This is a genomic window from Mesorhizobium sp. NPDC059025 (assembly GCF_042739655.1).
GTDB lineage: Bacteria > Pseudomonadota > Alphaproteobacteria > Rhizobiales > Rhizobiaceae > Mesorhizobium.
The window spans coordinates 101,118-127,167 of sequence record NZ_JBHYIM010000010.1; the positions used below are offsets into that span (position 1 = coordinate 101,118).

Genomic DNA, 26,050 nt, shown 5'->3' on the forward strand with positions numbered 1-26,050 from the left:
TGCCAGTGTAAACTCGCTTAAAGCCGCGTCAACGCGCGAAATTGCGCAGGCGCGGGCCCGGATCATTATCGGTCCCGAGCGCCATTTCCGGCTGCTCCAATAATGGGGACACAATGATCAAGCTGGGCAACACGTTGAACCTCTCGCGTCGTACATTCCTGCAAGGCGGCACGCTTCTTGGCCTGTCGGCCGCTGCCGGAACCTTTTCCCTGCCGGCTATGGCCGAGGAACCGGTGCGCGGCGGCACCTTGCGGATGGGCCTCGAGGGCGGCGCTTCCGCCGACGCGCTCGACCCGGCGCTGGCATCGGCAAGCGTGCTGTTCGTGATCGCGCATTGCTGGGGCGATACGCTGGTCGAGTCCGATCCCAAGACCGGCATCGCGGTGCCGTCACTGGCCGAATCCTGGTCACCTTCGCCGGATGCCAAGGTGTGGACCTTCAAGATCCGCAAGGACGTGCGCTTCCACGACGGCAAGCCGATGACGGTCGCCGACGCGGTCGCCACGCTGCAGCGCCATGCCGGCGCCAAGTCGCAATCGGGCGCGCTCGGCCTTTTGACCGGCATCGAAAAAATCGAGGACAAGGCCGGCGACCTGGTCATCACGCTGAAGGAAGGCAATGCCGACCTGCCGCTGGTGCTGACCGACTATCACCTGCAGATCCAGCCGGGCGGCGGCAACGAGAACCCCGCCGCGGCGATCGGCACCGGGCCTTACAAGCTGGTCAAGTTCGAGCCGGGCGTGCGTGCTGCCTTCGAGCGAAACAAGGACGACTGGCGCCAGGACCGCGGCTATGTCGACGCCGTCGAGATCACGGTCATGAACGACCTGACCGCGCGCATCAACGCGCTGCGCTCAGGCCAGGTCGATTTCATCAATGTCGTGCAGCCGAAGGTCGTGCCGCTGCTGAAGCGGCTGCCCGAGGTCGAGATCCTGCGCACGCCCAGCAAGGGCTTCTACGCCTTCCTGATGCATTGCGACACGGCTCCCTTCGACAACAACGACCTGCGCATGGCGCTGAAGCTGGCGATCGACCGCGAGGCGATCCTCAAGCAGGTGGTGGGCGGCTTCGGCACCATCGGCAACGACTACCCGATCAATGCCAGCTACGCGCTGGCGCCGACCGACATCGAACAGCGCCCATACGATCCCGACAAGGCGGCGTTCCACTACAAGAAGTCCGGACATGACGGACCGATCCTGCTGCGTACCTCCGATGCCGCCTTCCCCGGCGCGGTCGATGCGGCGCAGCTTTTCCAGATCAGTGCGGCCAAGGCCGGCATCAAGCTCGACGTGCAGCGTGAGCCGAGCGACGGCTACTGGACCGAGGTGTGGAACAAGAAGCCGTTCTGCGCTTCCTACTGGGGCGGCCGCCCGACGCAGGATGCGCGCTACTCGACCTCCTATGTGTCGAACGCAGAATGGAACGACACGCGTTTCAAGCGTCCGGATTTCGACAGACTGGTCGCCGAGGCCCGCGGCGAACTCGACGAGAACAAACGCCGCGCCCTCTACCGCCAGATGGCGGTGACCGTGCACGACGAGGGCGGACTGATCCTGCCGGTGTTCAACGACTACCTGAACGCCTCGTCGAAGAAGCTGAAGGGCTTCGTCGACGACATCGGCAACGACCTATCCAACGGTCGCATCGCCAGCCGGGTCTGGCTCCAGGCCTGAGACAGGACTTCCCGCGCAGTAACAGGGGCGGCACGTACCGCCCCAATCTTCCTTCAAACAATGGCGGCGCGTACCGCGCCGCAATCTTCCTTCAAACAATGGCGGCGCGTACCGCGCCGCCGGTACTTTCATGGTTGGTTTCATGTCGAATACGAACTTTCATGTCATCGAGAACGAGTGGATCGTGCTCAAGGACGGCACGCGGCTCGCTGCGCGCATCTGGATGCCGGATGACGCGGGGCAAGCACCGGTCCCCGCGGTCCTGGAGTTCCTGCCCTACCGCAAGCGCAACGGCACCGCGCCGCGTGACGAATCCACCTATCCTGTGTTCGCCGCCGCCGGCATTGCCGGCGTGCGCGTCGATATCCGCGGCAGCGGCGAATCCGACGGCGTCATCGATGGCGAATACACCCCGCGCGAGCTTTCCGACGCCATCGAGGTGATCGAGTGGATCACCGCACAGCGCTGGTCGAACGGCAGCGTCGGCATGATGGGCATCTCCTGGGGCGGCTTCAACTGCCTGCAGGTGGCGGCGCTGAAGCCGCCGGCCCTGAAGGCGGTGATCTCCATCGCCTCCACGGTCGATCGCTACAATGACGACATCCACTACAAGAACGGCACGCACCTGTCGGCGCAGCTTTCCTGGGCAGCGACGATGAGCGCCTACCTGTCGCGCTCGCCTGACCCGGAGATCGTCGGCGAGCGCTGGCGTGCCATGTGGCTGGAACGATTGGAACAGGAGCCCTTCTTCATGGAGGAATGGCTGTCGCACCAGCGCCGAGACGACTTCTGGAAACACGGCTCGATCGGCGAGGATTTCGACGGCTTCCCGGTTCCGGCGCTGGTTATTTCCGGCTGGGGCGACGGCTACCGCAACACGCCGCTGAAGGCGGTGGCCGGCATGCCGGGCAAGGCCAGGGCGCTGGTCGGCCCGTGGGTGCATAAATATCCGCATTTCGCCTATCCGAAGCCGCGTGCCGATTTCCATGCCGAAGCGATCGCCTGGTGGCGCCGCTGGCTGTGCGACGAAAACAACGGCACCGATGCCGTGCCGCAGGTGCGTGCCTATATCCTCGACGGTCCGCGCCCGGCGCGCTGGCGCGAGGCCGATCCCGGCTACTGGGTGGCCAAGGATACGTGGCGCGAACCCGAAACCGTGACGCTGGCAATCGGCTCCGGCGGGCGGCTGGAACATGATCCGGCAGAGCGGGCCGGCGGCAACGCCCAGCTCAACTCGCCGCTGGATACCGGAACGGCCGCCGGCGAATTCTTCACGCTGAAGCCGGATACGGAAATGGCCGGCGACCAGCGTCTCGACGATGCCGGTTCGCTGACGTTCGAGACCGTGATGTTGACCGACGAATGCGTCATCCTCGGCCAGCCCGTGCTGAAGCTCAGGCTTTCCAGCGACGCGCCGCTGGCCAATCTGGCGGCGCGGCTGGTGGATGTGCATGCCGACGGCACGGCCACCCGCGTCTCATTCGGCGTGCTCAACCTCGCGCATCGCGATGGCAACGCCGAACCGAGAGCGCTGGAACCCGGCAGGACGGTCGAGGTGATGCTGGTGCTCGACGCGTGCGGCTACCGCTTCGGGCCGGGACACCGCATCCGGCTGTCGCTGTCGAGCGCCTATTGGCCGATGATCCTGCCGCCACCGTATGACGCGACGCTGGACATCGACCTTTCGTCCATCGAATTCAGCCTGCCGCTGCTTGGCCAACATCGTCTTATCGACGTGCCGGAGCCGGCCAATCCCGATCCGCTGCCGCGTTACGAGACGCTCGAGCAAGGTTCGGCAGGTCGCGTCGTCGAGCGCGACATGCTGAACGGCGTCACCCGCTACAGGGTCAGCGAGGACACCGGCCTCAACCGCCATCCCGGCAATGGCCTGAGCGCGCGCGACACCACCGAACAGGTGTGGTCGATCGTGCCGGGAGACCCGCTGTCGATGACGGCCGAAATCATCTCGCACAGCCTTGTTGCCCGTGAGGGCTGGGAAACCCGGACCCGCAGCGTCATCAAACTCTCCTGCACCGAAACGGAGTGGATCACCTCCGAACACATGCAGGCCATGCATGACGGGACCATCGTGTTCGAGCGCGACCGCAGCGTGCGCATCCCGCGCGATCATATGTAAAGGATGCCCGGCTTTCCGTGCTGTCTCCGGTCGGTACGGAAAGCCGCCGGGCCGGATAACCTCGATCCATTCGAAACCCATAATATAAGCCACTGAATTTGTTACATAATTGTAATGTTGCCATTCAGTTTTGGTTCATGTTTCGAGACCTAATCCTCCTTGTGTGAACACATCAGGAGCCACACAGATGAAACGTCTCATTCTCTCCGGCATGGCGATTTCGATGCTCGCCGTATCGAGCCTGCCAGGCTTTGCCGCGCCGATCGCCGTTCCTGGCGTTCCTGACTCGAACCTGATCTCGGCGCAGTACCGGGAACCGGTTCGGAAGGACCGCCGCGTCGTCGACGAACGCGTCATCGTCAAGAAAAAGGTCGTCACCAAGCAGGTGGTGGTCAAGAAGCGCTGGAAAAATGGCCAGCGTTACGACAGCTGGCGCAGTGCCAAGGGCATGAAGGACTACAGCCGTTATGGTCTGCGCCGTCCCGGACCCGGACAGCATTGGGTTCGCGCCGGCAACGATTATCTGCTGGTCGGCATCGCCACCGGCGTGATCGCGAGTGTGATCGCCGCACGATAGGCGCAGCATTGCCTCTCGGCAAAAAAGGCGACCCTCGCGGGTCGCCTTTTTCTGTCTCCGTCAGTCTGCGCCAGCTTCGACAGCGAAGCCATCGTCGTTATTCGACGGCGGCAAAGTCGGCCGGGTCGAAGTCGTAGCGCGTCGAGCAGAACTCACATTCGACGCTGATGTGGCCCTCTTCCGTGCTGTCCTTGATCTCCTGCGCGGTGAAGCCTTCAAGAATGCCGCGGATCTTGTCGGACGAGCAGGAGCACTGGTCGGCGACATGGACCTCGTCGAACACGCGCACGCCATGCTCGTGGAACAGGCGGTAGAGCAGCCGTTCGGTTCCAACCGTCGGGTCGATCAGTTCAGCCGGTTCGACGGTGGCCAGCAGTGCCAGCAATTCCTGCCATGAATTGTCGGCCGGATCGAGCACCGCTTCCGCCGCATCGCCGTCGCCGCCCGGAAGATCGGGTACGCGCATGCGCTCCGGCGCTTCGGGCAGGAACTGCGCAAGCACACCGCCGGCGCGCCACTGCTTGCGCCCGCCCGGCAGCACCAGCTGGGCCACGGCAAGCCTGAGGTCGGTCGGGATCTGCTCCGACTGCCTGAAATAAGTGCGCGCGGCCTCTTCCAGCGAGGTGTTGTCGAGCTGGACGATGCCCTGGTAGCGCTGCGTGTAGGCGCCCTGGTCGATGGTGAGCGCCAGCACGCCGGAACCCAGCAAGGTCTCGGCCGACACGTCGCCTGCGGCGATCGCCGCCGCCAGCTTGTCGGCATCGAAACGGGCATAGGCGCGCAGCGCGTTGGGCGTCGAGAAGTCGGCGACCAGCATATCCACCGGCCCGTCGGTGCGGGTCTGCAGGATGAACTTGCCTTCGAACTTCAGCGAGGTGCCGAGCAGCACGGTGACGACACAGGCTTCCGCCAGCAGCCGGGCAACCGGCTCCGGATAGTCATGGCGCGACAGGATGGCGTCGAGCATTGGCCCGAGCTGGACGGCGCGGCCGCGCACGTCGAGCGGGCCGACCTCGAACGGCACGACATGGTCGTCGCCGGCATGGCCGAAGTCGCCGAGTTTGGGGGCCGTTTCCGTCATTCCGTGTTCAGTCAAAACAGTCGTTTCCAACATGACAAAGTCTCCCGGCGCGGCACAACCGCCCTTTTGGGAGCATGCCTTCAAACGCCAATGATTTGCGTGATGCCCGGGAGATAGGCATCACACGGTGCTGTATCAAGTCGCAGGCCCTTGCCGCAAAACCGCGGGACACTTTTGCGGGGCCTGCTGGTATCAAGTCGCAGGCCCTGATCGCAAAACCGCGGGACACTTTTGCGGGGCCTGCCGATATCAGGCGCCGAGACACCAGGCCAGCACTGCCTTCTGCGCATGCAGCCGGTTCTCGGCCTCGTCGAACACCACGGAATGCGGACCGTCGATCACCTCGTCGGTCACTTCCTCGCCGCGATGCGCCGGCAGGCAGTGCATGAACAGGGCATCGGGCTTGGCCTTGGCCATCAGCGCGGCATTGACCTGATAGGGCACGAACACGTTGTGGCCACGCGCACGGTGCTCCTGGCCCATCGAGACCCAGGTGTCGGTGACGATGCAGTCGACCTGGTCGACCGCTTCCTCGGCCGAGCGGGTGAAGCGGATCTTGCCGCCGTTGCCCTTGGCCCAGTCGACGAATTTCTGCTCCGGCTCGCTGCCTTCCGGCACGGCGACATTCAGGTTGAACGCGAAGCGAGCAGAAGCCTCGACAAGCGAATGCAGAACATTGTTGCCGTCACCGGTCCAGGCGAAGGTCTTTCCGGCCACCGGCCCACGATGTTCCTCGTAGGTCATGATGTCGGCCATCAGCTGGCAGGGATGGGTGTCATCGGTCAGGCCGTTGATGACCGGGACCGTGGCGTTCTCGGTCAGTTCGAGCAGCCGGTTGTGCGCGGTGGTGCGGATCATGATCGCGTCGACATACCGCGACAGCACCTTGGCGGTGTCGGCGATGGATTCCGAACGGCCGAGCTGCATCTCGGTACCGGTCAGCATGATCGTCTCGCCGCCGAGCTGGCGCATGCCGACATCGAAGGAGATGCGGGTGCGCGTCGACGGCTTGTCGAAGATCATCGCCAGCACCTTGCCGTCGAGCGGCTTCGAGCGCTCGCCGGCCTTGAGGCGGGCCTTGCGCGCGGCCGCGTCATCCAGAATGGCGCGCAGGTCGGTTTCGGAAACGGCGGATAGATCGGTGAAGTGACGAACGCTCATCATGTCGTCCGATTACTTCGCCGCAGCCGCAACGGCTTCCGACAGGCCCTTGGCGGCACCGCGGATACGCTTCAGGCCATCGCGGATGTCGTCTTCGGTGACGGTGAGCGGCGGCAGCAGGCGGATGACGTTGTCGCCGGCCGGAACCGCCAGCAGGTGCTGATCGCGCAACGCGCCGTTCACGGTGCCGTTGGGCATGACGCATTTGAGGCCGAGCATCAGCCCGTCGCCGCGAATGCCTTCGATGACATCGGGGAATTCGTCGGCAACCGCTGCAAGTCCCTGCTTGAACAGCAGCGCCTTGCGGTTGATGTCTTCGAGGAAACCCTCTTCCAGCACGACGTCGAGAACGGCGTTGCCAACGGCCATGGCGAGCGGATTGCCGCCGAAGGTGGTGCCATGCACGCCGGCGGTCATGCCGCGCGCGGCTTCGTCGGTGGCCAGGCACGCGCCCATCGGGAAGCCGCCGCCGATGCCCTTGGCGATCGCCATCAGGTCTGGCGTCACGCCGGACCATTCATGCGCGAACAGCTTGCCGGTGCGGCCGATGCCACACTGGACTTCGTCGAAGATCAAAAGCAGGCCATGCTTGTCGCACAGCTGGCGCAGCCGCTTCAGCGACTGCAGCGGGAAGGAACGGATACCACCCTCGCCCTGCAGCGGTTCCAGCAGGATCGCGGCGGTCTCCGGCGTGATCGCCTTTTCGGCGGCTTCGATGTCGTCGAACGGCACCTGGTCGAAACCGTCGACCTTGGGGCCGAAGCCTTCCAGATATTTGTACTGGCCGCCGGCGGCGATCGTCGCCAGGGTGCGGCCGTGGAAGGCGCCCTCGAAGGTGATGACGCGGAAGCGCTCGGGATGACCGGTGACGAACTGGTAGCGGCGCGCCGTCTTGATCGCGCACTCCAGCGCCTCGGCGCCCGAATTGGTGAAGAACACCTTGTCGGCGAATGTCGCCTCGACCAGCCGCTCGCCGAGGCGGCGCTGTCCCGGAATCTCATAGAGGTTGGAGACGTGCCAGAGCTTGTCGGCCTGGTCCTTCAGCGCCGCAACCAGGTGCGGGTGGCCATGTCCCAGCGAATTGACAGCAATGCCGGCGGCAAAATCGAGGTATCGGTCGCCCTTTTCCGTCACCAGCCAGGAACCCTCTCCTCGCTCGAAAGCCAGGGGTGCACGGGCAAAGGTCTCGTAAAGCGCCGAACCGCTCATTATATGCTGCTCCGGTACTGAAAAAATAAAAGCCGCCCAAGCGGCGGCTATTGGCAGCTTATCGTGTTTTTCGGCCATGAAGTCAACGAAAAGCTCTTTTACAGCACCGCCTGGACCAACCTGTTTCAGCTGGCGGAATTTGAATGTCGAAAATCGCTGGCGCAGCCAAGTTGGGGAAAACTGCGAAATCCGATTCGTGTTGCAGTTGGGACTCTTGTCACCGAGTCAGCGCATCGGTAATTGTGAATGAGAAATAGCTAGATTTCGTACGGCGGATCCAATCACCCCAGATATGTGGTGCCCGCCCGGCGCGAGCCGGAACGATTTTGGATTCTGAAAACACCGGACGGTTCAAAGGAGCGCGGTCTTATGAACTGGACTGACGAGCGAGTAGAACTCTTGAGGAAACTGTGGTCGGAGGGTCTGAGCGCAAGCCAGATCGCGGCCCAGCTCGGCGGGGTCAGCCGCAATGCGGTCATTGGCAAGGTACACCGGCTGAAGCTGTCCGGTCGCGGCCGCACTACGGCCGCACCGGCGCGGCAGAAGAAGGCACCGGCCGCCAGCGGCGCTTCGTCGACCAAGTCGACGACACGCACGGCTGCCAGCACCTCCCATCGCCATGTCACCGCTTCGATCGGCGCGACCGCGCTGCAGGTGCAGTTCGACGCCGAGCCGGTAGCTCGCCAGTATCTGCGCCCGGTCGAAAACGTGGTGGTGCCGATCTCGCGGCGCCTGCAGCTCACCGAGCTGACCGAGCGCACCTGCAAGTGGCCGAACGGCGACCCGCTGACGGAAGAATTCCACTTCTGCGGCAACGACGCCGGCGAAAGCGGTCCATACTGCGCCTATCACTCCCGCATCGCCTTCCAGCCGGCCTCGGAACGCCGCCGGCTGCGTTGAAGGTAAAGAACCGGGATAAATCAGGGCAGCAGGCGAGCACGCCGCTGCCCTTTTTCATTACCCTGCTGCCCTATTCCCGTACTGCCCTACTCTCCCGTCGTGCCCTGTGGTGGCGAAAGTTCAAGGCAACGGCGATCATCAGGACGATGCCGACGCAGATCAGGAGAATGACGCTGCGCAGGCCATCGGCTGTTGCCGCAAGACGCAGATCGCCGGTCAGGTCGCCGGCAGGCGCGTTGGCGACTGGCACCAGCATGGCAAGGCCGAGCGCATAACCGATCTGCTGGGCGGTGGAAGCCAGCCCCGAGGCGATGCCCTGTTCGCGCTGCAGCACATCCGTCGCCACAGCGGCGAACATGATGGTGAATGTCGCGCCCATGCCGAGACTGAGGATCACCAGTGCAGGCAACAGGGCCGGGAACGTGCTGTGCGACGAGAGCACGGCGCTGTACATCAGCGTCCCGCCCAGCCCTACGACGAGGCTGCCGATCAGCGCCACGCGCACGCCAAGCCGCGAAGCCAGCGTGCCGCCGATCGACGAGCCGACGAAGATCCCGCCATAGGGCACGAGATAGGCCAGCCCGGTCTGCAGCGCGCTGTATTGCAGCACCACCTGGAAATGGATGGTCAGGAAGTAGAGCACCGAGCCGAAGGTGATCGTATAGAGCAGGATGGTGGCGATGCCCGTCGTCAGGTTGCGGTTCCTGAGCAGATGCAGCGGCAGCAGCGGATCGCGGCTGCGGTATTCGACCGCCACGAAGATGACGAGCAGGATGGCTGCCGCGGCCAGGCTTGCAAGGATCACCGCCGAACTCCAGCCTGCTTCCGGCCCCTGGACCAGCCCGAAAACCAGCAGCGTTATCGCGGCCGTCGCGGTCGTTGCGCCCGGCAGGTCGAAATGCCGTGCCTGCGCCGAATGCCTGTCCGGATGGATCAGCATCAGGGCGAGGACAATGCCGATCAGCGACAGTGGGACAACGACGAAGAACACCGCCCGCCAGCCCCAGGTTTCGGTGAGCACACCGCCGAGCAAGGCACCCAGCGCCATGCCGCTGCCGCCGACGCCTGCCCATATGGCGATGGCGCGATTGCGCTGCGGCCCCTCATGGAACAGCGTGTTGATCAGCGACAGCGTGGCCGGGAACAGGAAGGCGCCGCCGATGCCCTGGACCGCGCGGGCGGCGATCAGGATGGCAGAATTGCCGGCAAGGCCACCGGCGAGCGAGGCCACAGCGAACAGCAGAAGGCCGAGGATGAACATGCGCCGCCGTCCCAGGAGGTCGCTTGCGCGCCCGCCGAGCATCAGCAGCCCGCCGTAGGGAACGACGAAAGCGCTGATGATCCATTGCTGCGACTGCGCCGAGAAGCCGAGGCTGCCGCCGATCTCGGGAAGCGCCACGAACACGATCGTATAGTCGATCGAGATGATCAGATGGGCGAAGGCGAGCAGCGCCATGACCGCAGCCAGGTTGCGCTTTTCCGGCTCGGCCGTCTCTTTGTGGGTATCGGTCGACATTGCATGCTCCATGAAAGTGAGCCGCGCAGCGTGAAGAGGCGCGTTTTGCCGACCGTTACCCCTCGTATCGGGAGCTTCACACCTAACAATTTCGCAGCGCCTCCCTACAATTCTGTATGCCGCCTTCGCTGCCTCACGGAGATCACATGGATTGGGATGACCTGAAACTGGCGCTCGCCATCGCCCGGCATGGCTCGCTGACCGCGGCCGCGCGCGCGCTGGGTGTCAGCCAGCCCACCGTCGGCCGCAGGCTGGAAAGTTTCGAGCGGAAGATCGGCGTCAACCTCTTCGACCGCAGCCTGGAGGGCCTCAGGCCCACCACACTGGGCGCGGCACTTTTCGACAGCCTGTCGATGATGGAAGAAGGGGCGCTTTCCATCGAGCGGCGCATCGCCTCGCGCAACACCGGGCTGGAAGGTTCGATCGTGGTGACCAGCCTCGACTGGCTTGCAGACTTCCTGACCGCGCCCATCGTCGCCCGTTTCGCTGCCCTGCACCCGCTGGTGTCGATCGAGCTGCTCAACGACACCCGCGTCTTCAACCTGTCGCGCCATGAAGCCGACATCGCCTTTCGCTTCGGCAAGTTCGAGCAGGAGGACCTGGTGGTGCGCAAGGTGGCGGATGTCGCCTACGGCCTCTACGCGTCCCGCGCCTATCTCGAACGCATGGGGCTTCCCGATATCGAGGCGGGCTGTCGAGACCACGCGATCGTCATGCTGCACCAGGCGGCCGGGCATGTCTGCTACCGGGACTGGCTGGCCGCACTGGCGCCCAACGCCCATGTGCTGATGCGGACGAATTCCGTGCAGTCGCATATCGCGACAGTGGAGGCCGGCATCGCGATGGGCGTGCTGCCGCGCTACGTCGCCGACCAGAAGGAAGAGCTGATCCGAATCGAGACTGGCCAGCCCGAACCGGTACAGAGCGTGCAGATGGGCGTTCACGCCGACATGCGCGACAACCCTCGTGTCCGTGCTCTGCTCGACTTCGCGGCACGGGAATTCAAGCAGCTTTCGTCGGTGCTGGTTCCAGGTTGAGAACTGGCGCGGGCGTGTGCCTTTCTCCCCGCAAGGGGGAGACATAGGGCGCCCTGCCTGCCTCGCGAAGCCATACGGTTTCGTATGCCCCCTCTGCGATGCTGACGGGTAGACGGCTGCGAGCTGTCATCGGCACCATGATCCTGTTTGTCCCTTTCGCCAGGATCCTGAAATGCGCCAGCCGAACCCATCGCTGCTTGCCCGCAGTCTCATTCCTACAGCCACGACGCTGGCAGCCGCGATGACCATGACGGCAACGCCGGCATGGTCGGCCGAGCAAAGCTGCAGCGTGGCTGTCGATCATGACGTGCCAGCCAGGATGCGTGACGGCACGACCTTGCTCGCCGATGTCTATCGCCCGACGGAGCCCGGTACCTATCCCGTGCTGCTGATGCGGCTGCCCTACAACAAGAGCGATGCGCAGGCCTTCGTCTATGCCCGGCCGGAAATCTTTGCCTCGCACTGCTACATAGTCGCCATCCAGGACGTGCGCGGCCAGTACAAGTCCGAAGGCACGTTCTATCCGTTCCGCAACGAAGGCGCCGACGGCTATGACAGCGTCGAATGGGCCGCTGCGCTGCCGGGTTCGAGCGGCAAGGTCGGCATGTATGGCTTCTCCTATGTCGGCGCGACGCAATGGCTCGCCGCCGCCGAACGGCCGCCGCATCTGGTGGCCATCGCCCCGGCGCAGACCGGATCCGACTATTTCAACGGCTGGACCTATGAAGGCGGGGCGCTGTCGCAGGCTTTCGTGCAGTCATGGCCGCTCTCTTCGGTGGCGCTGTCGGCATCGCGGCGGCTGGGCAACCAGCAGGCGCTGAACGACATCCAGGCTGCCGCTGGCAGGCTTGCGTCGGTCTACGCCCAGTCGCCCCTCTCACGGCTGCTGCCAGCATCGAAATACGAAGCCGAGATCGCGCCCTATTACGGCGACTGGATCGCCCACAACACATGGGACGCCTACTGGAAGCCCTGGAGCATCCGCGCGCGCCATCACCAGGTCACCGTTCCCGCCCTCAACCTCGCCGGCTGGTACGACGTCTTCCTGCGCGGCGGCGTCGAGAACTACGCCGGCATGCGGGAACAAGGCGGCTCGGACACGGCGCGTTCGGGACAACGCCTGATCATCGGGCCATGGAGCCACATGCCCTGGCTGCAGAAGGTCGGTGAGCTGGATTTCGGCGCCGAGGCGACCAATCTGATCGACGCGCTGTTGCTGCGCTGGTTCGATTACTGGCTGAAGGGCGAGGCCAACGGGCTCGACGCCGACAAGCCGGTGCGCATCTTCGTCATGGGCGCCAATCGCTGGCGCGAGGCGGACAGCTGGCCGCCGGCGGAAGCCGAGACCGTTGCGTTCTACCTGCACAGCCGGGGCCAGGCCAACACCCGCTTCGGCAATGGCAGCCTGACGACAGGCAAGCCCGAGGGAGAACAGACCGCCGACCAATATCGCTACGACCCTGCCGATCCGGTGCCGAGCCTTGGCGGACATTCGTGCTGTTCGCCCGACAGCGCGCCGATCGGTCCTGCCGATCAGGCGAGCGTCGAGGACCGTGCGGACGTGCTTTATTACGCAACGCCGCCGCTGGAGCAGGACATGGAGGTGACGGGGCCGGTCAGTGTCGAACTCCATGCCAGCTCGTCGGCCGTCGACACGGATTTCACCGCCAAGCTTGTCGATATCCATCCCGACGGCAAGGCTTACAACCTGGCCAATGGCATCATCCGCGCCAGCATGCGCGACTCGCTCGAGCGCCGTACGCCGCTCGAACCCGGCAAGGTCACCCGATACACGATCGACCTCGGTCCGACATCAGCGGTGTTCCAGCGCGGCCATCGCATCGCGCTCGAAATCTCCAGCTCCAATTTCCCGCATTACGACCGCAACCTGAACAACGGAACGCTCGACGGTACAGGAACTCCCGTGGTGGCCGAGCAGCGCGTCCTGCACGACGCCGCCAATCCGTCGCGGCTGCTGCTCTCCGTCATGCCGAAACCGATCACCGCGGCGCAGTAAGGCGTTTCGCAACAGCCATTCAACAGGATGATCAGACCATGCGAATAGATGTGCACGCCCATGCCTGGAGCAGCGACTATCTGGACCTGCTCGAGGGTTTCGGCAGAAGCGAAGTCGCTGCCTACCGGCAGCTCGGCGCCGGCGTGACGGACAACGAGCTCGCCGCCCGCTTCGCCATGCTCGATGCCGTCGGCATCGACCTGCAGGTGCTGACGGCCACGCCGCTGTCGCCGCATTTCGGGGACGAGGCAACCGCCGTCACGGCGGCACGGCAGATCAACGACGAATATGCCGCGCTGGTCAGGCGCCATCCCGACCGGTTCCGGGCGATCGCCTCGCTGCCCCTGCCCCATATCGACGCCTCGCTCGCCGAGCTCGACCGGGCGATCTCGCAACTCGGCATGCTGGGTGCCTGCATCACGACCTCGGTGCTCGGCCGTTCGATCGCCGACGAGATGTTCGAGCCGCTCTACCGCGAGCTCGACCGCCGGCAGAGCGTGCTGTCGGTCCACCCTGCCGGCCACGGCGCGCATTCGCCGCTGATCACGGAACATCAGCTGACCTGGTCGATCGGCGCGCCGGTCGAAGACACGGTCGCCGCCATGCACCTGATCCTCAAGGGCATCCCCAGCCGCTTCCCCGGCATCAAGATCATCATCCCGCATTTCGGCGGGCTGCTGCCGATGACGATGGAAAGGATCGACCAGCATGTCGCGTGGGAAGCACCACAGACCCCGGAGAAGCCGAGCTTGGCCGCCCAGCGCCTGTGGTACGACACGGTCGGACACGACCACGTGCCGGCGCTGCGGGCGGCGGTCGACACCTTCGGCGCCGAGCGGCTGCTGTTCGGCACCGACTTCCCCTTCCAGCCCGGCGCATTCTTCGCAACGAGCGTCGACTACATCAAGCGGGCGGGACTGCCGGAACGAGACGTGGAAACGATCCTCGACCGGAATGCGGCTGAGCTTTTGGGAATAAGGCAGTAGGGCAATAGGGCAGTAGGTGGTGCGCCACTACTCCCCTACTGCCTTACTCCGCCACGAACTCGACCTTGATCCGGTCCGGATCCTCGACGAACAGGGCGTAATAATCCTTGCCGCCATTGGCGAACGGATATTTCTCGTCATAGAGGCTGGGGATGTCGTGTTCGATGCAATACCGCCTGAGCGCATCGACGGCATCCCTGCCCTTGACCTTGAAGGCGAGATGATTCAGCCCGACGCCGCAGCGATGGTACCGGCGCTGCCGATGTTTTTCGGCGACCTGCACGAAGGTCAGATAGGCATCGTCTCCGTTGCCGAGGGTGAAACCGTCGTCCCAATGACCCGTTTCCTCATAGCCGATCCTGGCCAGGATGTTGGCCCAGAACGCATGCGACGCCGCAAGGTCCGAGACGTAGATTTCGACGTGGTGAAGCATTGGGGTCCCTAGGAGGCAGTCGGCAATCGGCAGTCGGACGTAAACCAGCAAACGGGGGAGATGACGCAGCCGTTGTTACCCGACTGCCGACTGCCTGCTCCCCTCTCGTTCACAGCCACCCATTCTTCCTGAAGCGCCAGTAGAGGAAGACGCAGATGCCGGCGATGGCGGCCAGCACCGTCGGGTAGCCATATTCCATCTTCAGTTCCGGCATGTCGGTGAAGTTCATGCCGTAGATGCCGGCGAAGGCCGTGGGCACCGCCAGGATGGCGGCCCATGAGGCGAGTTTCTTCGAGATCGCCGTCTCCTGGCTCTGGCCGACCAGCAGGCTGGCCTCGAAGGCGAAGGCCAGCACCTCGCGCAGGGAATCGATCTTCTCCTGCACGGTGCGGATGTGGTCGGTGACATCGCGAAACAGCGGATGCATGTCGGCATCGATCTGCGGCAGTTCGGAGCTGGTCAGCCGGCGGCAGACCTCGACCAGGGGAAGTGCGGCGTTGCGCAGCCGCAGAAGGTCGCGGCGCAGCATGTAGAGGCGCTCGATCGCCTTGGCGTCCATGGGTTTCACCAGCACGCCGTCCTCGATCTCCTCGACCTCGTCCTCGATCTGCTCCAGCACCGGGAAGTAGTTGTCGACGATGAAATCGAGGATGGCGTAGAGAACGAAATCCTCGCCCTTGGCCAGCGATGTCGGGCAGCTTTCCCAGTGCTGCCGCACCGTGGCGTAAGAGGTGGAAGGGCCATGGCGGACACTGACCAGATAGCCCTTGCCGATGAACAGGTGCGTCTCGCCGAAGCTGACGCGCTTGTCCACCAGTTGCGCCGTGCGGGCGACGATGAACAGGGCATCGCCATATTGCTCGAGTTTCGGCCGCTGGTGAGCGTGCTCGGCATCCTCGATGGCCAGCTCATGCAGGCTGAACTGCGCCTGCACGCGCCGCAACAGGTCGCGGTCGGGTTCGAGCAGGCCGATCCAGACGACATGGTCCTTCTTGCGGGACCATTCCCCGGCTTCCTCGATCGGGATGTCGGCGACACGCCGTCCGGCGACATAGACACTCGATGCGACGATGCGGGAATCCTGCGGCCCCGGCGTGAAATCGCGAACATGGTCCATCGTCGCCTCCCGAGGAACCTCAGTCTTCGGCGTAGAGTGAACCTGTGTCTGCGGAGTGGCAAGAGGCAGTCGGCAGTGAACCGTGCTTCAAACACCGAGTTCGCAAAAGGTACTATTTTCGACTGCCGACTGCCGACTGCCTATTTTGCAAGTTCCGGCTGCTGCACCACCACCCGATCGGTCTTGTCTTCCTTCGGGCGGTCGGCCGGCATCTGGTCGCCGGTGACGATGTAATAGATGGTCTCGGCGATGTTGGTGGCGTGGTCGCCGATGCGCTCGATGTTCTTGGCGCAGAACAGGAGATGCGTGCAGGAGGTGATGTTGCGCGGATCTTCCATCATGTAGGTCAAGAGCTCGCGGAACAGCGAGGTGTACATGGCGTCGATCTGCTCGTCGCGGTCGCGCACCAGGCCGATCTTGTCGACCGAGCGCGAGGCGTAGACGTCGAGCACTTCCTTCAGCTGGATAAGGGCAAGGTTGGCCAGCGCCTCCAGCCCGCGATAGAGGCTTGTGGCGTCGCGGCCGTCCGTCACCGACATCACCCGCTTGGCGACGTTCTTGCCGAGGTCGCCGACGCGTTCGAGGTCGGCGGAGATGCGGATGGCGCCGACGATCTCGCGCAGGTCGGTCGCCATCGGCTGGCGGCGCGCGATGATGAGGATGGCCTTGTCGTCGATCTCGCGCTGGCCTTCGTCGAGCACGATGTCGTCGCGGATCACCTTCTGGGCGAGATCCTGATCTGCATTGACGAGGGCAGCCACCGCCTGTTCGACCATGCGTTCCGCGTGACCGCCCATGGCCGCAATGCGCTTGGCCAGGAACTTCAGTTCCTCGTCATAAGCGCTGACAATATGCACGGACTGCATGGGCATTGCCTTCTGGAAGGTGCGGTGATTCGCTTGTCAATTGACTGCTGATACGCCAGCCATGTGACAGTACGACGAAACGCTTTCCCCAGAGATAGTCTGCATTTGCGCTAAAATCTAGTTTGCTGGCAAATGGACCGTGAATGCAGCTCCTTTGCCGAGTTCCGAGCGGATCGACATGCGCGCGTGATGGCGGGTGAGGATGTGCTTGACGATGGAGAGGCCGAGGCCGGTTCCCTTCTGGGCGCGGCTGGTTTCGACATCGACGCGATAGAAGCGCTCGGTGATGCGGGGAATGTGTTCTTCGGCGATACCGGGGCCGAAATCGCGAATGGTGACGTCGATGGTCGGCTCGGCGGCATTTCCTCCGGGCGCCACGCTGACCGCGACGCGACCGCCGGACTGGCCGTATTTGCAGGCGTTCTCGAGAAGATTCTCGAACACCTGGAACAGCTCGTCGCGATCGCCCGGCACGGCGAGCTCACCTTCGGCGAAGTCGCGCTCGACGACGAGGTTGCTGTCCCTGGCCAGGGGGCTGAGGGAATCGATGACGCTTTCCAGCGTCTGGCGCAGATCCACCCGCGCGCCGGGCTTGAGATAGGGTTTCATCTCCAGCCGCGACAGCGACAGCAGATCGTCGATCAGGCGCGCCATGCGGCTGGTCTGGTTCTGCATGATCTGCAGGAACTGCTCGCGGGCGGCGGGATCGTTGCGGGCCGGTCCGCGCAAGGTTTCGATGAAACCCGAGATCGAGGCGAGCGGCGTGCGCAACTCGTGGCTGGCGTTGGCGATGAAGTCGGCGCGCATGCGGTCGATGCGGCGAGCCTCGCTCTGGTCCTTGAACACCAGAACGAACAGGTCGGTGCCGTGTCCGACGGAGGAAGCGCTGACCCGGTAGACGCGCTCGACCGGCAATTTTTCGAGATAGTCGAGTTCGTCGGAAGCGACCTTGCCGGAGACGACACTGTCGAGCAGCGCCTGCATTTCCGGCGCCCGGAACTTCAGCGGCAGCGACAGGCCGGGCGACATGCCGCCGAAAGCGACAAAGGCTGCGGCATTGGCATGCACCACCGTGGTGTTGCGATCGAAGATGATGAGCGGATCGGCGACGGCGGCGGCCAGATATTCACCGGAAAGGCGCTGCAGGCCTTCGGTTTCCACCTCCCTCGCCTTCTCGGCGATGCGCGCACTAGGCTTGGCGCTGAAAAGCGCTGCAAACAGAAGCAGGACGGCCAGTGGCAGGGCCCAGGCCCGGCCCGGCCCGAAGCCGTAGGCGACCGTCACGGCCGCAAGACCCGCCAGCAGATACCAGCGTGCCTCCCACAGCCTGACCGTCAAGCTCGTCCTCGAATGGCGATCCTCACCCGCAACGTCGCTCATATGCACTCCAATCCATCCGGGCGGCCTACCGCAATTCCAGTAAAAGTTTGTGACGGTTTACCGTCCGGAATTGCATAATAAAGAATAGAGCGTTTCCGCGTTTCCGTGAAAAACGGAAACGCTCTGGTCCGGAATTGCATAACAAAGAACCAGAGCGGTTCAGCGGTTCCGTAAAAAACGGAAACGCTATCGTGCCAACTTCCCGCTGGACCCCATTACTGGCTCCCCATAGCATGAGTCTGAAAGTTGGAGAGGTTCGTATCGATGAAAAAAGAAAAGCCCGTCGCCCCGGTTGCCAGCATTCCGATCCCGGAACCGCTGAAGATTCAGATCGACGGCAAGGAGCGTCTGTTCGACATCGATGCGCCGGAACTGCCGGAATGGATCGAGGAGAACAAGCTGTCGGCGGGCGGCTATCCATACGACAAGAAGATGAAAAGCGAGGATTATGCCGAGACGCTGGAACAGCTGCAGATCGAACTGGTGAAGGCGCAGGCCTGGCTGCAGGCGACCGGCCAGCGGGTGATGGCACTGTTCGAAGGGCGCGACGCCGCCGGCAAGGGCGGCACCATCTTCGCGCTGCACCAGTTCCTCAATCCGCGCAGTGCGCAGAACGTGGCGCTGACCAAGCCGACCGAGACCGAAAAGGGGCAATGGTACTTCCAGCGCTACGTCAACCATTTCCCGACCGCGGGTGTGCTCGTGTCGTTCGACCGCTCCTGGTACAACCGCGCCGGTGTCGAGCCGGTGATGGGTTTCTGCACGCCGCAACAGCACGAGGACTTCCTCGACGAGGTGCCGCATTTCGAGAAGATGATCGTCAATGACGGCATCCATTTCTTCAAGATCTGGCTCGACATCGGCCGCGAAACGCAGCTGGCGCGGTTCCACGACCGCCGCCACAGCCCGCTGAAGAACTGGAAGTTCTCGCCCATCGACATCGCCGGCGTGAACAAATGGGACGATTACACCAGGGCACGCGACGAGATGTTCAAGCGCACGCATGCCAAGCACGCGCCGTGGATCATCGTGCGTGCCAACGACAAGCGCCGCGCCCGCCTCGCCGTCATCCGCCGCATCCTGCTCAGCCTGCCCTATGACGGTCGCGACCTCGACGTGATCGGCAAGGAAGACAAGAAGATCATCGGCGAAGGGCAATCTTTCGTGAAGAAGTGACGAGAACAAGGGGCAGGGAAACGGGGGAGCTGGAAATACATTTTCGATGTATTTCCAAAAATACAGTAAGACGACTTCGCCTCACTGCCTCAGCTTCCCTCTCCCCAACCCAAGCTCAGCTCCTCGGTCGTTAACCATATTACATAAGTTATATCAATTTAGTCCGCAGCACCCCGCCAGAACCTAAAGGTTAATTTAACTTTTAAGATTTTTTTCACTGATTAAACCCTAGAACGACTCGTTCGCCATACATTTCATTAACGAAATCAAAGACGCTGTCGCACAAACAGCGCGTGGGGTCGCGTCGCATGTCTGGGGTCTGGAAAGGCTGGCTGAAGCGGAGGTTCGCCGCCATATGCGCGCCCAGCAATCCTCTGGTGGTTGAGGGGAGGCGTGGCGCGCCACGCCGCCGGGTGGTCTTCGTCGCGGCCGGCTTCCTAGCGGTCTACGCGGCGATGAGCGGCCGGCTCGTCCATCTGGGCATGCAGAGCCTGCCGGAAAGCGGCGGCCCTGCCGTCCGCCCCACGGCATCCCGGCCGGACATCATCGACCGCAACGGCGCGCTGCTGGCGACCGACATCAAGATGTCTTCGTTGTTTGCAGAGCCGCGCCGCATCGTCGATGCGGACGAAGTCATCGAAAGACTGTCGACCGTTCTTGCCGATCTCGACGTGGAGGATACCTATGCCAAGCTGAAAAGCGGCAAGGGCTTTGTCTGGCTGCGCCGCCAGCTCACACCCAGGCAGCAGGGCGACATCATGGCCCTCGGCCTGCCGGGCATCGGCTTTCGGACCGAGAAACGGCGCTTCTATCCCGGCGGACCTGTCGCGTCCTATATCGTGGGGCTGACCAATCTCGACAATCGCGGCATCTCCGGCCTGGAAAAATACATCGACGACCAGGGACTGGCCGATCTGCAGCAGCTGGGCATGGCAACCGCCGCAAGCCTCGCCCCGGTCAAGCTGTCCGTCGATCTGCGCGTGCAGCACATCGTGCGTGACGAGGCGCTCCAGGCCATGACCCGCTTTCGCGCCATCGCCGCAGGGGCCGTCGTGATCAATGCCAAAACGGGTGAAGTCGTTGCCATGGCGTCTGTCCCCGACTTCGACCCGAATAATCCAGTCGATGCCCAGAGCCCGGACAAGCTGAACCGCATGTCCGCCGGTCTTTACGAAATGGGCTCCACCATCAAGAGCTTCACCACAGCGATGGCGCTGGACTCCGGCAAGGTCGACCTCAACAGCACTTTCGACGCCAGTCGTCCGCTCAGGATCGGCCGCCAGATCATCAGGGATTTTCGCGGCAAGGGCAGAGTACTGACCCTGCCGGAGGTGTTCCTCTATTCATCCAACATCGGCTCGGCGCGCGAGGCGGATGTGGTCGGCATCGAGGGGCATCGCGAATTTCTCAAGCGCCTCGGTCTGCTCGACCGAACGCGGACGCAACTGCCGGAGGTCGCCCAGCCGACCGAGCCACGCGTCTGGAAGAAGGTGCATTCGATCACCGCGGCCTTCGGGCACGGTTTCTCGACAACGCCGCTGCAGACCGCCGTCGGCGTGGTTGCGCTGATGAATGGCGGCCGGCTTATGCCGCCGACTTTCCTGCCTCGAGGCTTGCAGGAAGCCCTCGCCGTCTCTGAACAGGTGGTCAAGGACAAGACCAGCCGGGACATGCGCTACATCTACAAGCTGAACGGCGAAAAAGGGTCCGGCAGGTCGGCGGCGGTCCCCGGATATCGTGTCGGCGGCAAGACCGGCACCGCGGAGAAGGTGGTCAATGGGCGCTACTCCAAGGACAGGAATTTCAACGCCTTCGTCGCCGCCCTGCCCATGGACGACCCGCAATTCGTGATCCTGACCATCGTTGACGAGCCGAAGCGGGAGAACTCGGAGCGTGCCGCCACCGCCGGCTTCAGCGCGGGCCCGATGGCGGCAAACATCATCCGCCGCGCGGCTCCCATGCTCGGCGTCATGCCCAGGTTCGAGGTGGAAGCCGCAGCGGAAAATATCAGCATCGAATAGGCAGTCGGCAGTCGAAATGTGCGCGAGGCGACGCGCCTGCAAATTGTTTTTTGGCCGACTGCCTATTGCCGACTGCCTACCCCCCCATTGTATGAAAAGCAGAACAGGAGGTTCGATTTGAAGCTGCGTCGGTTAGCCCTGACTGTTCTGGCGGCCATGTTGGCCTGCGGCCCGGCCGCGCGCGCGGCAGAACCACAGCCGCCAATGCTTTGGGACGCCAATGAGCGGCTGCCGAAACCCGACCTCACGAAACTGGCGCGGCTGCGTTTCCTGACCACCACCGATTTCCCGCCTTTCAACTTCCTGGACACCGCCGGCAAGCTGTCCGGCTTCCATGTCGACCTCGCCCGCGCCATCTGCGCCGAACTTGCCGTTGCCGACAAATGCCAGATCCAGGCGCTGCCCTGGGCCGAACTAGACGATGCGCTGGCCAAGGGCGACGGCGAGGCGATCATGGCCGGCGTCGCGGTGACGCAGGAGAACCGCGAGAAGTACGCCTTCTCGCGCTCCTACCTGCAGTTTCCGGCGCGCTTCGTCATGCCGAAGGCCAAGGCCGTGACCGAACCACTTTACGAGAAGCTCAAGGGCAAGCGCGTCGGCGTGGTGGCAAGCTCGGCGCATGAACGCATGCTGCGTGACGATTTCCCGGAGGTGACCACGGCGCCGTTCCCGACCGAAGCGGCACTGTTTGCCGACATCAAGGCCGGCAAGATCGATGCTGCCTTCGGCGACGGCATGCGCTTCGGCTTCTGGCTGGCGGGTTCGGATGCCGCCGACTGCTGCCGTTTCGCCGGCGGGCCTTACCTGGCGCCGGAATATCTCGGCACCGGCCTGGCCATTGCGGTCAAGCCGGACGACAAGGACCTCGCCGCGGCACTCGACTACGCGCTGCAGCAGATCGCGCTGAAGGGCACCTTCGCCGAACTTTATCTGCGCTACTTCCCGGTGAGTTTCTACTGACACTTATCCGAAAGCGCTTCCGCTCAGGTCAGCATGCGATGACGGGCCTTGGCCGAGCGCTCGATGGCGGCGACCGTCAGCGTGTCGAGGTCGAGCGCGCGGCGGATGAGCTGCAGCACGCGCACTTCCTCCATGCGCATTTCGAGGTCGACGGCGGCAACCTCGAAGGCGGCTGCATAGGCTGTGTCGTGGAGCCGTTCCGGCAAGGCCCTGGCCGCCTTGGTGAGCACGCCGTCGAGCCCATCCTTCTCATGCAGCAGTTTCTGGCACTTCTGCGCGATCGCGATCAGCTTGTTGTGGCTGAAGTCCTCGAAGACCGGCCATGACGAGACCACATTGCCGATCCGCGCCAGTTCCACATCGGTCATGTCGCGGTCCGAAGCCGAGGTGATCACCATCAGGTGGATCAGGGCTTCATGCGGATTGAGGCCGGGCATCATGTCTCCATTCGGTTTGCCATGGAGCAATTCCAGGAAAAGTGTGTGACGGTTTCCATCCGGAATTGCCTAAAAACGAAAGCTGGAGCGTTTCCGCCCTTCACGAAAAACGGGAACGCTCCAGAGCGGATTGAAGCGGGAAGAAAAAGGCGGCAACAAGGAAGATCGCCCTGCGGACGCCATAACTGTCAGGAGATTGCGCGGATGATGCGAGCTTTCGATCCCGATGTCGTGCTTTCCCTGCCGCTGATGGCGAACCTGGCGACGGTTGCCGATGACGGCGCCCCGCGCAATGCGCCGGTCTGGTTCATCTGGGAAGAAGAGGCGCTCTGGATGCTCGGCGACGAAGGCGGCAGCTCGGTCAGCCGCCTGCAACGAGAACCGCGATGTGCGGTGGAGATCGTGCATTTCGACAATCCCGCCGGCGTCCTGTTGCATTGCGGCCTGCGTGGATCGGCCACGATCGAGGCCTCGTCGCCGGCCCGGTTCCGTCGCCTGCTTCTGAAATATCTCGGCGCGCAGGAACACTGGAACGAATGGTTCCTCGACACCGTCGCCAAGACGGAGGACCCGACAAACCGCATGATCAGGCTGGCTCCCGAGAGCGTCTTCACCAACAACGTATCGTTTTTCAGGACCGGCCCTGATTACGCCTGGCCATGAGACGCGTTCGGATCTGAGATGATCGCAGTTCCGTCGGTCGCCGAGACGATTTCACAGCTTCGCAAGCCGAAATGGTGACAGACCTGCGAACAGCCACCCTCACGGGTGCCAGCTGTCCTCTCCCTCGCCGTTGTAATAGAGGGTGCCTTCGGGCGTGCTGACAGCGCCCGGATCCGCGCGCTTCATGTTGGCAAGGCTGTCTTTCGGCGGCTTGTTGCCGGCCGCATCCATGGAGAACTTCAGGTTGGGATCGTCCGGCGCACGGCCGACGGCCGTCATTGCGGGATCGGACCAGTGATACGTCTCACTCATGACATCCTCCTCTCTTGATGGCGCGCCTCGCCTGGAAATCGGTTTCCCACGACGCCGGCCTTTTCGACGACCAGTTCGGCCTCGCTGCTTTCCTCCGCCGTGCGGATGCGGACAGGGATCGACTTGTAGGCCGGCGTGCGGCTTTCCGGATCATGGTGTTCGAGCGCCACGAGCGGCTGCGCTTCCGGATAATAGGCGCCACAGCATCCGTCGGGCAGGTTGTATTCGACAAGCGTCAGCCCGCGCACGATGCGATGATCGCCGGCATGGTCGAGCGCGGTCAGGATGTCGACGACATCGCCCTCGACAAAGCCGAGACGCTGCAGTTCGCGGGCGTTGATGAACAGCACGTCGCGACGACCGAACACGCCACGATAGCGGTCGTCGAGCGCATAGACGGTGGTGTTGAACTGGTCGTGGGATCGCAGCGTGGTCAGGTTCAACACTGCCGGATCGCTGCTGGCAACATCTTCCTGGAGGCCGGGCGCGACCAGGAAATTGGCCTTGCCGCTCGCGGTCTTCCACACACGCTGTGCGGCCGCATTGGGCAGGTTGAACCCGCCCGGAACCGCCACCCTGGCATTGTAGTCGCGGAAATCCGGGAAGACGGCCTCGATCTTGTCCCTGATCAGATCATAGTCGGCGGCCATCGCGTCCCAGTCCACCGCGCCCTTCCCCTGCAGGGTCGCCTTGGCGATCTGCGCGACGATCCAGGGTTCCGACCTGACATTGCCACTCGGCGGCTTGATGAAACCCCGCGAGGCATGAACCATCGACATGGAATCCTCGACCGTCACGAACTGCTGGCCGCTCGCCTGTTCATCGATGTCGGTGCGGCCGAGACAGGGCAGGATGAAGCTCTCGCGGCCGACCAGCAGATGCGTGCGGTTGAGCTTGGTGGTGATGTGGGCGGAAAGGTCGAGCTTGCGGAACGCCTCGGCACAGGCCTGCGGATCAGAAGAGGCGATGGCGAGGTTGCCGCCCAGGCAGATCACCGCCTTGGCGGAACCGTCGCGCATCGCCGCGATCGCATCGATGACGGAATGGCCGTGTGCCCGCGGCGGCTCGAAACCGAACACCTGCCCGAGCCGGTCGAGGAAGGCTTCGCCCGGGCGCTCCCAGATGCCGACGGTGCGATCGCCCTGGACATTGCTGTGTCCGCGCAGCGGACAGAGCCCGGCGCCGGGTCGGCCGATATTGCCTTTCAGAAGCAGGAGGTTGACGAGTTGCTGGACGTTGCTCGTGCCGGTCCTGTGTTGGGTGATGCCCATGCCGTAGCAGATGATGGTGGCCTTCGATCGTGCGTAGGCCTCCGCCACGCTCTCCAGGTCCGCCCTGGAGAGACCGCTGGCCTTCTCGATGTCGGCCCAGCCTGTGGCCGCCACATCGTCGGCAAAGTCGTTGAAGCCGAATGTGTGTTCGTCGAGGAAGCCGTAGTCGAGGATCGGCTCAAGTCCGGCGGGCTGCGTCAACTGGTCCATCGCCAGCAGCGCCTTGCAGATGCCCTTGATCGCCGCGGCGTCGCCGCCGACCTTGACCTGGAAATAGGTGTTGGCGATGGGGGTCGAGGTCAGCGTCACCATCTCCACGACCGACTGCGGCGATTCGAACCGCTCCAGCGCCCTTTCCTTCAATGGATTGAGGACGATGATCTTTGCACCCCGCTTCTTCAGCTGCCGCAGGGTGGCCATCATGCGCGGGTGGTTGGTGCCCGGATTGTGACCGATCGACAGGATCAGGTCGGCATGGTCGAAATCCTCCAGGCTGACCGTGCCCTTGCCGACACCGATCGACTTCGGCAGGCCGACCGAAGTCGCTTCGTGGCACATGTTGGAGCAGTCGGGGAAATTGTTGGTGCCGTAGAGCCGGACGAACAATTGATAGAGAAACGCGGCCTCGTTGGAGGCGCGTCCGGACGTGTAGAACTCGGCCTGATCGGGATGGTCGAGCGCATTGAGGCCTGCGGCGATCCCGGCAATCGCCTCATCCCAGGCGACCGGCTCGTAGTGATCGGTATCGGGATTGTAGCGCAGCGGATCGGTGATGCGGCCCTGGTCCTCCAGCCAGTAGTCGGATTTCTGCCACAGCTCGCGGACGCTGTATCGCTTGAAGAAGTCCGGGCCGATGGTCTTGGTGGTCGCCTCCCAGGCGACCGCCTTGGCGCCGTTCTCGCAGAATTCGAAGGATGCGGTGTGTTTGGGATCAGGCCAGGCACAGCTTGGGCAATCGAAGCCGTCAGGCTTGTTCTGGCTCATCAGCGCGCGGGCCCCGCGCGCGACCACCTGCTGGTCCTTGAGGGCGAGAGCCACCGCTTTCAGCGCCCCCCAGCCGCCGGCCGGCCCCTTGTAGTCGGTTATGCCTTCGGGACGTTTTTTCGTCATTGACGGG

Annotated in this window: 22 protein-coding genes; 11 read left to right on the forward strand and 11 right to left on the reverse strand. The window is 63.6% G+C overall.

The annotated features are described in order from the left end of the window. The first annotated feature begins 113 nt into the window (after positions 1 to 113). The 3 genes from ACFWYE_RS22520 (at position 114) to ACFWYE_RS22530 (ending at position 4,390) form a co-directional block, all read left to right on the forward strand. The gene (locus ACFWYE_RS22520) at positions 114 to 1,676 is read left to right on the forward strand and encodes an ABC transporter substrate-binding protein (protein WP_379114417.1); all 1,563 of its coding nucleotides are present in this window, start codon (positions 114 to 116) and stop codon (positions 1,674 to 1,676) included. A gap of 142 nt (positions 1,677 to 1,818) precedes the next feature. Beyond that, on the forward strand, positions 1,819 to 3,813 hold the full coding sequence (locus ACFWYE_RS22525; RefSeq protein WP_379114418.1) for a CocE/NonD family hydrolase: 1,995 nt from the start codon (positions 1,819 to 1,821) through the stop codon (positions 3,811 to 3,813). 187 nt (positions 3,814 to 4,000) lie between these two features. Continuing rightward, positions 4,001 to 4,390, forward strand: coding sequence for an RcnB family protein (locus ACFWYE_RS22530; RefSeq protein ID WP_379114420.1), 390 nt, complete (start codon positions 4,001 to 4,003; stop codon positions 4,388 to 4,390). Positions 4,391 to 4,487: 97 nt separating this feature from the next. Here the strand turns inward: ACFWYE_RS22530 and ACFWYE_RS22535 are convergent, their stop codons facing one another. The 3 genes from ACFWYE_RS22535 to ACFWYE_RS22545 form a co-directional block, all read right to left on the reverse strand. Next, positions 4,488 to 5,504: an Hsp33 family molecular chaperone gene (locus tag ACFWYE_RS22535; protein WP_379063115.1), complete on the reverse strand. Its 1,017-nt coding sequence runs from the start codon at positions 5,502 to 5,504 to the stop codon at positions 4,488 to 4,490. 216 nt (positions 5,505 to 5,720) lie between these two features. Continuing rightward, entirely contained in the window at positions 5,721 to 6,632 is a 912-nt protein-coding gene (gene argF, locus ACFWYE_RS22540) for an ornithine carbamoyltransferase (protein ID WP_379073180.1), read from the reverse strand. A 12-nt stretch (positions 6,633 to 6,644) separates the two neighbouring features. Continuing rightward, complete coding sequence (locus ACFWYE_RS22545; RefSeq protein WP_379114422.1) at positions 6,645 to 7,841, reverse strand: aspartate aminotransferase family protein; 1,197 nt, start codon at positions 7,839 to 7,841, stop codon at positions 6,645 to 6,647. A 369-nt stretch (positions 7,842 to 8,210) separates the two neighbouring features. On the opposite strand from ACFWYE_RS22545, the gene ACFWYE_RS22550 reads away from it, so the two are divergent. Next, the gene (locus ACFWYE_RS22550; protein WP_379114424.1) at positions 8,211 to 8,741 is read left to right on the forward strand and encodes a GcrA family cell cycle regulator; all 531 of its coding nucleotides are present in this window, start codon (positions 8,211 to 8,213) and stop codon (positions 8,739 to 8,741) included. 70 nt (positions 8,742 to 8,811) lie between these two features. On the opposite strand, the gene ACFWYE_RS22555 is transcribed toward ACFWYE_RS22550, so the two are convergent. Continuing rightward, the gene (locus tag ACFWYE_RS22555) at positions 8,812 to 10,257 is read right to left on the reverse strand and encodes an MFS transporter (RefSeq protein WP_379114425.1); all 1,446 of its coding nucleotides are present in this window, start codon (positions 10,255 to 10,257) and stop codon (positions 8,812 to 8,814) included. A gap of 146 nt (positions 10,258 to 10,403) precedes the next feature. On the opposite strand from ACFWYE_RS22555, the gene ACFWYE_RS22560 reads away from it, so the two are divergent. From ACFWYE_RS22560 to ACFWYE_RS22570, 3 genes are all read left to right on the forward strand, one after another. After that, positions 10,404 to 11,294 carry a LysR family transcriptional regulator gene (locus tag ACFWYE_RS22560; protein ID WP_379114427.1) on the forward strand — a complete coding sequence of 297 codons (891 nt, stop codon included), beginning with the start codon at positions 10,404 to 10,406 and terminating at the stop codon, positions 11,292 to 11,294. A 172-nt stretch (positions 11,295 to 11,466) separates the two neighbouring features. After that, entirely contained in the window at positions 11,467 to 13,311 is a 1,845-nt protein-coding gene (locus ACFWYE_RS22565; protein ID WP_379114429.1) for a CocE/NonD family hydrolase, read from the forward strand. Between the two features lie 38 nt (positions 13,312 to 13,349). Beyond that, the gene (locus tag ACFWYE_RS22570) at positions 13,350 to 14,297 is read left to right on the forward strand and encodes an amidohydrolase family protein (RefSeq protein WP_379114431.1); all 948 of its coding nucleotides are present in this window, start codon (positions 13,350 to 13,352) and stop codon (positions 14,295 to 14,297) included. 43 nt (positions 14,298 to 14,340) lie between these two features. Here ACFWYE_RS22570 and ACFWYE_RS22575 read toward each other — a convergent pair whose 3' ends face one another. From ACFWYE_RS22575 to ACFWYE_RS22590, 4 genes are all read right to left on the reverse strand, one after another. Beyond that, positions 14,341 to 14,730: a VOC family protein gene (locus ACFWYE_RS22575; RefSeq protein WP_379114433.1), complete on the reverse strand. Its 390-nt coding sequence runs from the start codon at positions 14,728 to 14,730 to the stop codon at positions 14,341 to 14,343. A 109-nt stretch (positions 14,731 to 14,839) separates the two neighbouring features. Continuing rightward, positions 14,840 to 15,847, reverse strand: a complete 1,008-nt coding sequence (locus ACFWYE_RS22580) for a magnesium and cobalt transport protein CorA (protein WP_379063131.1) — start codon at positions 15,845 to 15,847, stop codon at positions 14,840 to 14,842. Between the two features lie 140 nt (positions 15,848 to 15,987). Then, positions 15,988 to 16,713, reverse strand: a complete 726-nt coding sequence (phoU, locus tag ACFWYE_RS22585; RefSeq protein WP_379063133.1) for a phosphate signaling complex protein PhoU — start codon at positions 16,711 to 16,713, stop codon at positions 15,988 to 15,990. A 117-nt stretch (positions 16,714 to 16,830) separates the two neighbouring features. Continuing rightward, positions 16,831 to 18,093, reverse strand: a complete 1,263-nt coding sequence (locus ACFWYE_RS22590) for an ATP-binding protein (RefSeq protein WP_379114435.1) — start codon at positions 18,091 to 18,093, stop codon at positions 16,831 to 16,833. A gap of 264 nt (positions 18,094 to 18,357) precedes the next feature. On the opposite strand from ACFWYE_RS22590, the gene ppk2 reads away from it, so the two are divergent. The 3 genes from ppk2 to ACFWYE_RS22605 all read left to right on the forward strand — a co-directional run bounded on the left by ppk2 (position 18,358) and on the right by ACFWYE_RS22605 (position 22,250). After that, positions 18,358 to 19,269, forward strand: coding sequence for a polyphosphate kinase 2 (gene ppk2, locus ACFWYE_RS22595; RefSeq protein WP_379114437.1), 912 nt, complete (start codon positions 18,358 to 18,360; stop codon positions 19,267 to 19,269). A gap of 308 nt (positions 19,270 to 19,577) precedes the next feature. After that, positions 19,578 to 21,290, forward strand: a complete 1,713-nt coding sequence (locus ACFWYE_RS22600; protein ID WP_379063139.1) for a peptidoglycan D,D-transpeptidase FtsI family protein — start codon at positions 19,578 to 19,580, stop codon at positions 21,288 to 21,290. Between the two features lie 156 nt (positions 21,291 to 21,446). Beyond that, entirely contained in the window at positions 21,447 to 22,250 is an 804-nt protein-coding gene (locus ACFWYE_RS22605) for a transporter substrate-binding domain-containing protein (RefSeq protein WP_379114570.1), read from the forward strand. 23 nt (positions 22,251 to 22,273) lie between these two features. Here the strand turns inward: ACFWYE_RS22605 and ACFWYE_RS22610 are convergent, their stop codons facing one another. Further along, positions 22,274 to 22,687, reverse strand: coding sequence for a tellurite resistance TerB family protein (locus ACFWYE_RS22610; protein WP_379114439.1), 414 nt, complete (start codon positions 22,685 to 22,687; stop codon positions 22,274 to 22,276). A gap of 204 nt (positions 22,688 to 22,891) precedes the next feature. On the opposite strand from ACFWYE_RS22610, the gene ACFWYE_RS22615 reads away from it, so the two are divergent. After that, the gene (locus ACFWYE_RS22615) at positions 22,892 to 23,350 is read left to right on the forward strand and encodes a pyridoxamine 5'-phosphate oxidase family protein (RefSeq protein WP_379114441.1); all 459 of its coding nucleotides are present in this window, start codon (positions 22,892 to 22,894) and stop codon (positions 23,348 to 23,350) included. A 99-nt stretch (positions 23,351 to 23,449) separates the two neighbouring features. Here the strand turns inward: ACFWYE_RS22615 and ACFWYE_RS22620 are convergent, their stop codons facing one another. Next, positions 23,450 to 23,662 (reverse strand): hypothetical protein, encoded by a 213-nt coding sequence (locus ACFWYE_RS22620; RefSeq protein ID WP_379063147.1) that lies wholly within the window; start codon positions 23,660 to 23,662, stop codon positions 23,450 to 23,452. Continuing rightward, positions 23,659 to 26,043, reverse strand: a complete 2,385-nt coding sequence (locus ACFWYE_RS22625; RefSeq protein WP_379114443.1) for an FdhF/YdeP family oxidoreductase — start codon at positions 26,041 to 26,043, stop codon at positions 23,659 to 23,661. The genes ACFWYE_RS22620 and ACFWYE_RS22625 overlap by 4 nt, the downstream gene beginning before the upstream one ends. Positions 26,044 to 26,050 lie beyond the last annotated feature (7 nt).

Excerpts from the sequence above, each read along its gene's own strand:
- ACFWYE_RS22615 (WP_379114441.1), top strand. The coding sequence starts at position 22,892 with ATGATGCGAGCTTTCGATCCCGATGTCGTGCTTTCCCTGCCGCTGATG.
- ACFWYE_RS22610 (WP_379114439.1), bottom strand. The coding sequence starts at position 22,687 with ATGCCCGGCCTCAATCCGCATGAAGCCCTGATCCACCTGATGGTGATC.
- ACFWYE_RS22625 (WP_379114443.1), bottom strand. The coding sequence starts at position 26,043 with ATGACGAAAAAACGTCCCGAAGGCATAACCGACTACAAGGGGCCGGCC.
- ACFWYE_RS22550 (WP_379114424.1), top strand. The coding sequence starts at position 8,211 with ATGAACTGGACTGACGAGCGAGTAGAACTCTTGAGGAAACTGTGGTCG.
- ACFWYE_RS22600 (WP_379063139.1), top strand. The coding sequence starts at position 19,578 with ATGTCTGGGGTCTGGAAAGGCTGGCTGAAGCGGAGGTTCGCCGCCATA.
- ACFWYE_RS22545 (WP_379114422.1), bottom strand. The coding sequence starts at position 7,841 with ATGAGCGGTTCGGCGCTTTACGAGACCTTTGCCCGTGCACCCCTGGCT.
- ACFWYE_RS22605 (WP_379114570.1), top strand. The coding sequence starts at position 21,447 with ATGTTGGCCTGCGGCCCGGCCGCGCGCGCGGCAGAACCACAGCCGCCA.
- ACFWYE_RS22535 (WP_379063115.1), bottom strand. The coding sequence starts at position 5,504 with ATGTTGGAAACGACTGTTTTGACTGAACACGGAATGACGGAAACGGCC.
- ACFWYE_RS22560 (WP_379114427.1), top strand. The coding sequence starts at position 10,404 with ATGGATTGGGATGACCTGAAACTGGCGCTCGCCATCGCCCGGCATGGC.
- ACFWYE_RS22530 (WP_379114420.1), top strand. The coding sequence starts at position 4,001 with ATGAAACGTCTCATTCTCTCCGGCATGGCGATTTCGATGCTCGCCGTA.
- argF (WP_379073180.1), bottom strand. The coding sequence starts at position 6,632 with ATGAGCGTTCGTCACTTCACCGATCTATCCGCCGTTTCCGAAACCGAC.
- ACFWYE_RS22565 (WP_379114429.1), top strand. The coding sequence starts at position 11,467 with ATGCGCCAGCCGAACCCATCGCTGCTTGCCCGCAGTCTCATTCCTACA.
- ACFWYE_RS22590 (WP_379114435.1), bottom strand. The coding sequence starts at position 18,093 with ATGAGCGACGTTGCGGGTGAGGATCGCCATTCGAGGACGAGCTTGACG.
- ACFWYE_RS22555 (WP_379114425.1), bottom strand. The coding sequence starts at position 10,257 with ATGTCGACCGATACCCACAAAGAGACGGCCGAGCCGGAAAAGCGCAAC.
- ACFWYE_RS22520 (WP_379114417.1), top strand. The coding sequence starts at position 114 with ATGATCAAGCTGGGCAACACGTTGAACCTCTCGCGTCGTACATTCCTG.
- ppk2 (WP_379114437.1), top strand. The coding sequence starts at position 18,358 with ATGAAAAAAGAAAAGCCCGTCGCCCCGGTTGCCAGCATTCCGATCCCG.
- ACFWYE_RS22575 (WP_379114433.1), bottom strand. The coding sequence starts at position 14,730 with ATGCTTCACCACGTCGAAATCTACGTCTCGGACCTTGCGGCGTCGCAT.
- ACFWYE_RS22570 (WP_379114431.1), top strand. The coding sequence starts at position 13,350 with ATGCGAATAGATGTGCACGCCCATGCCTGGAGCAGCGACTATCTGGAC.
- ACFWYE_RS22525 (WP_379114418.1), top strand. The coding sequence starts at position 1,819 with ATGTCGAATACGAACTTTCATGTCATCGAGAACGAGTGGATCGTGCTC.
- ACFWYE_RS22580 (WP_379063131.1), bottom strand. The coding sequence starts at position 15,847 with ATGGACCATGTTCGCGATTTCACGCCGGGGCCGCAGGATTCCCGCATC.
- phoU (WP_379063133.1), bottom strand. The coding sequence starts at position 16,713 with ATGCAGTCCGTGCATATTGTCAGCGCTTATGACGAGGAACTGAAGTTC.
- ACFWYE_RS22620 (WP_379063147.1), bottom strand. The coding sequence starts at position 23,662 with ATGAGTGAGACGTATCACTGGTCCGATCCCGCAATGACGGCCGTCGGC.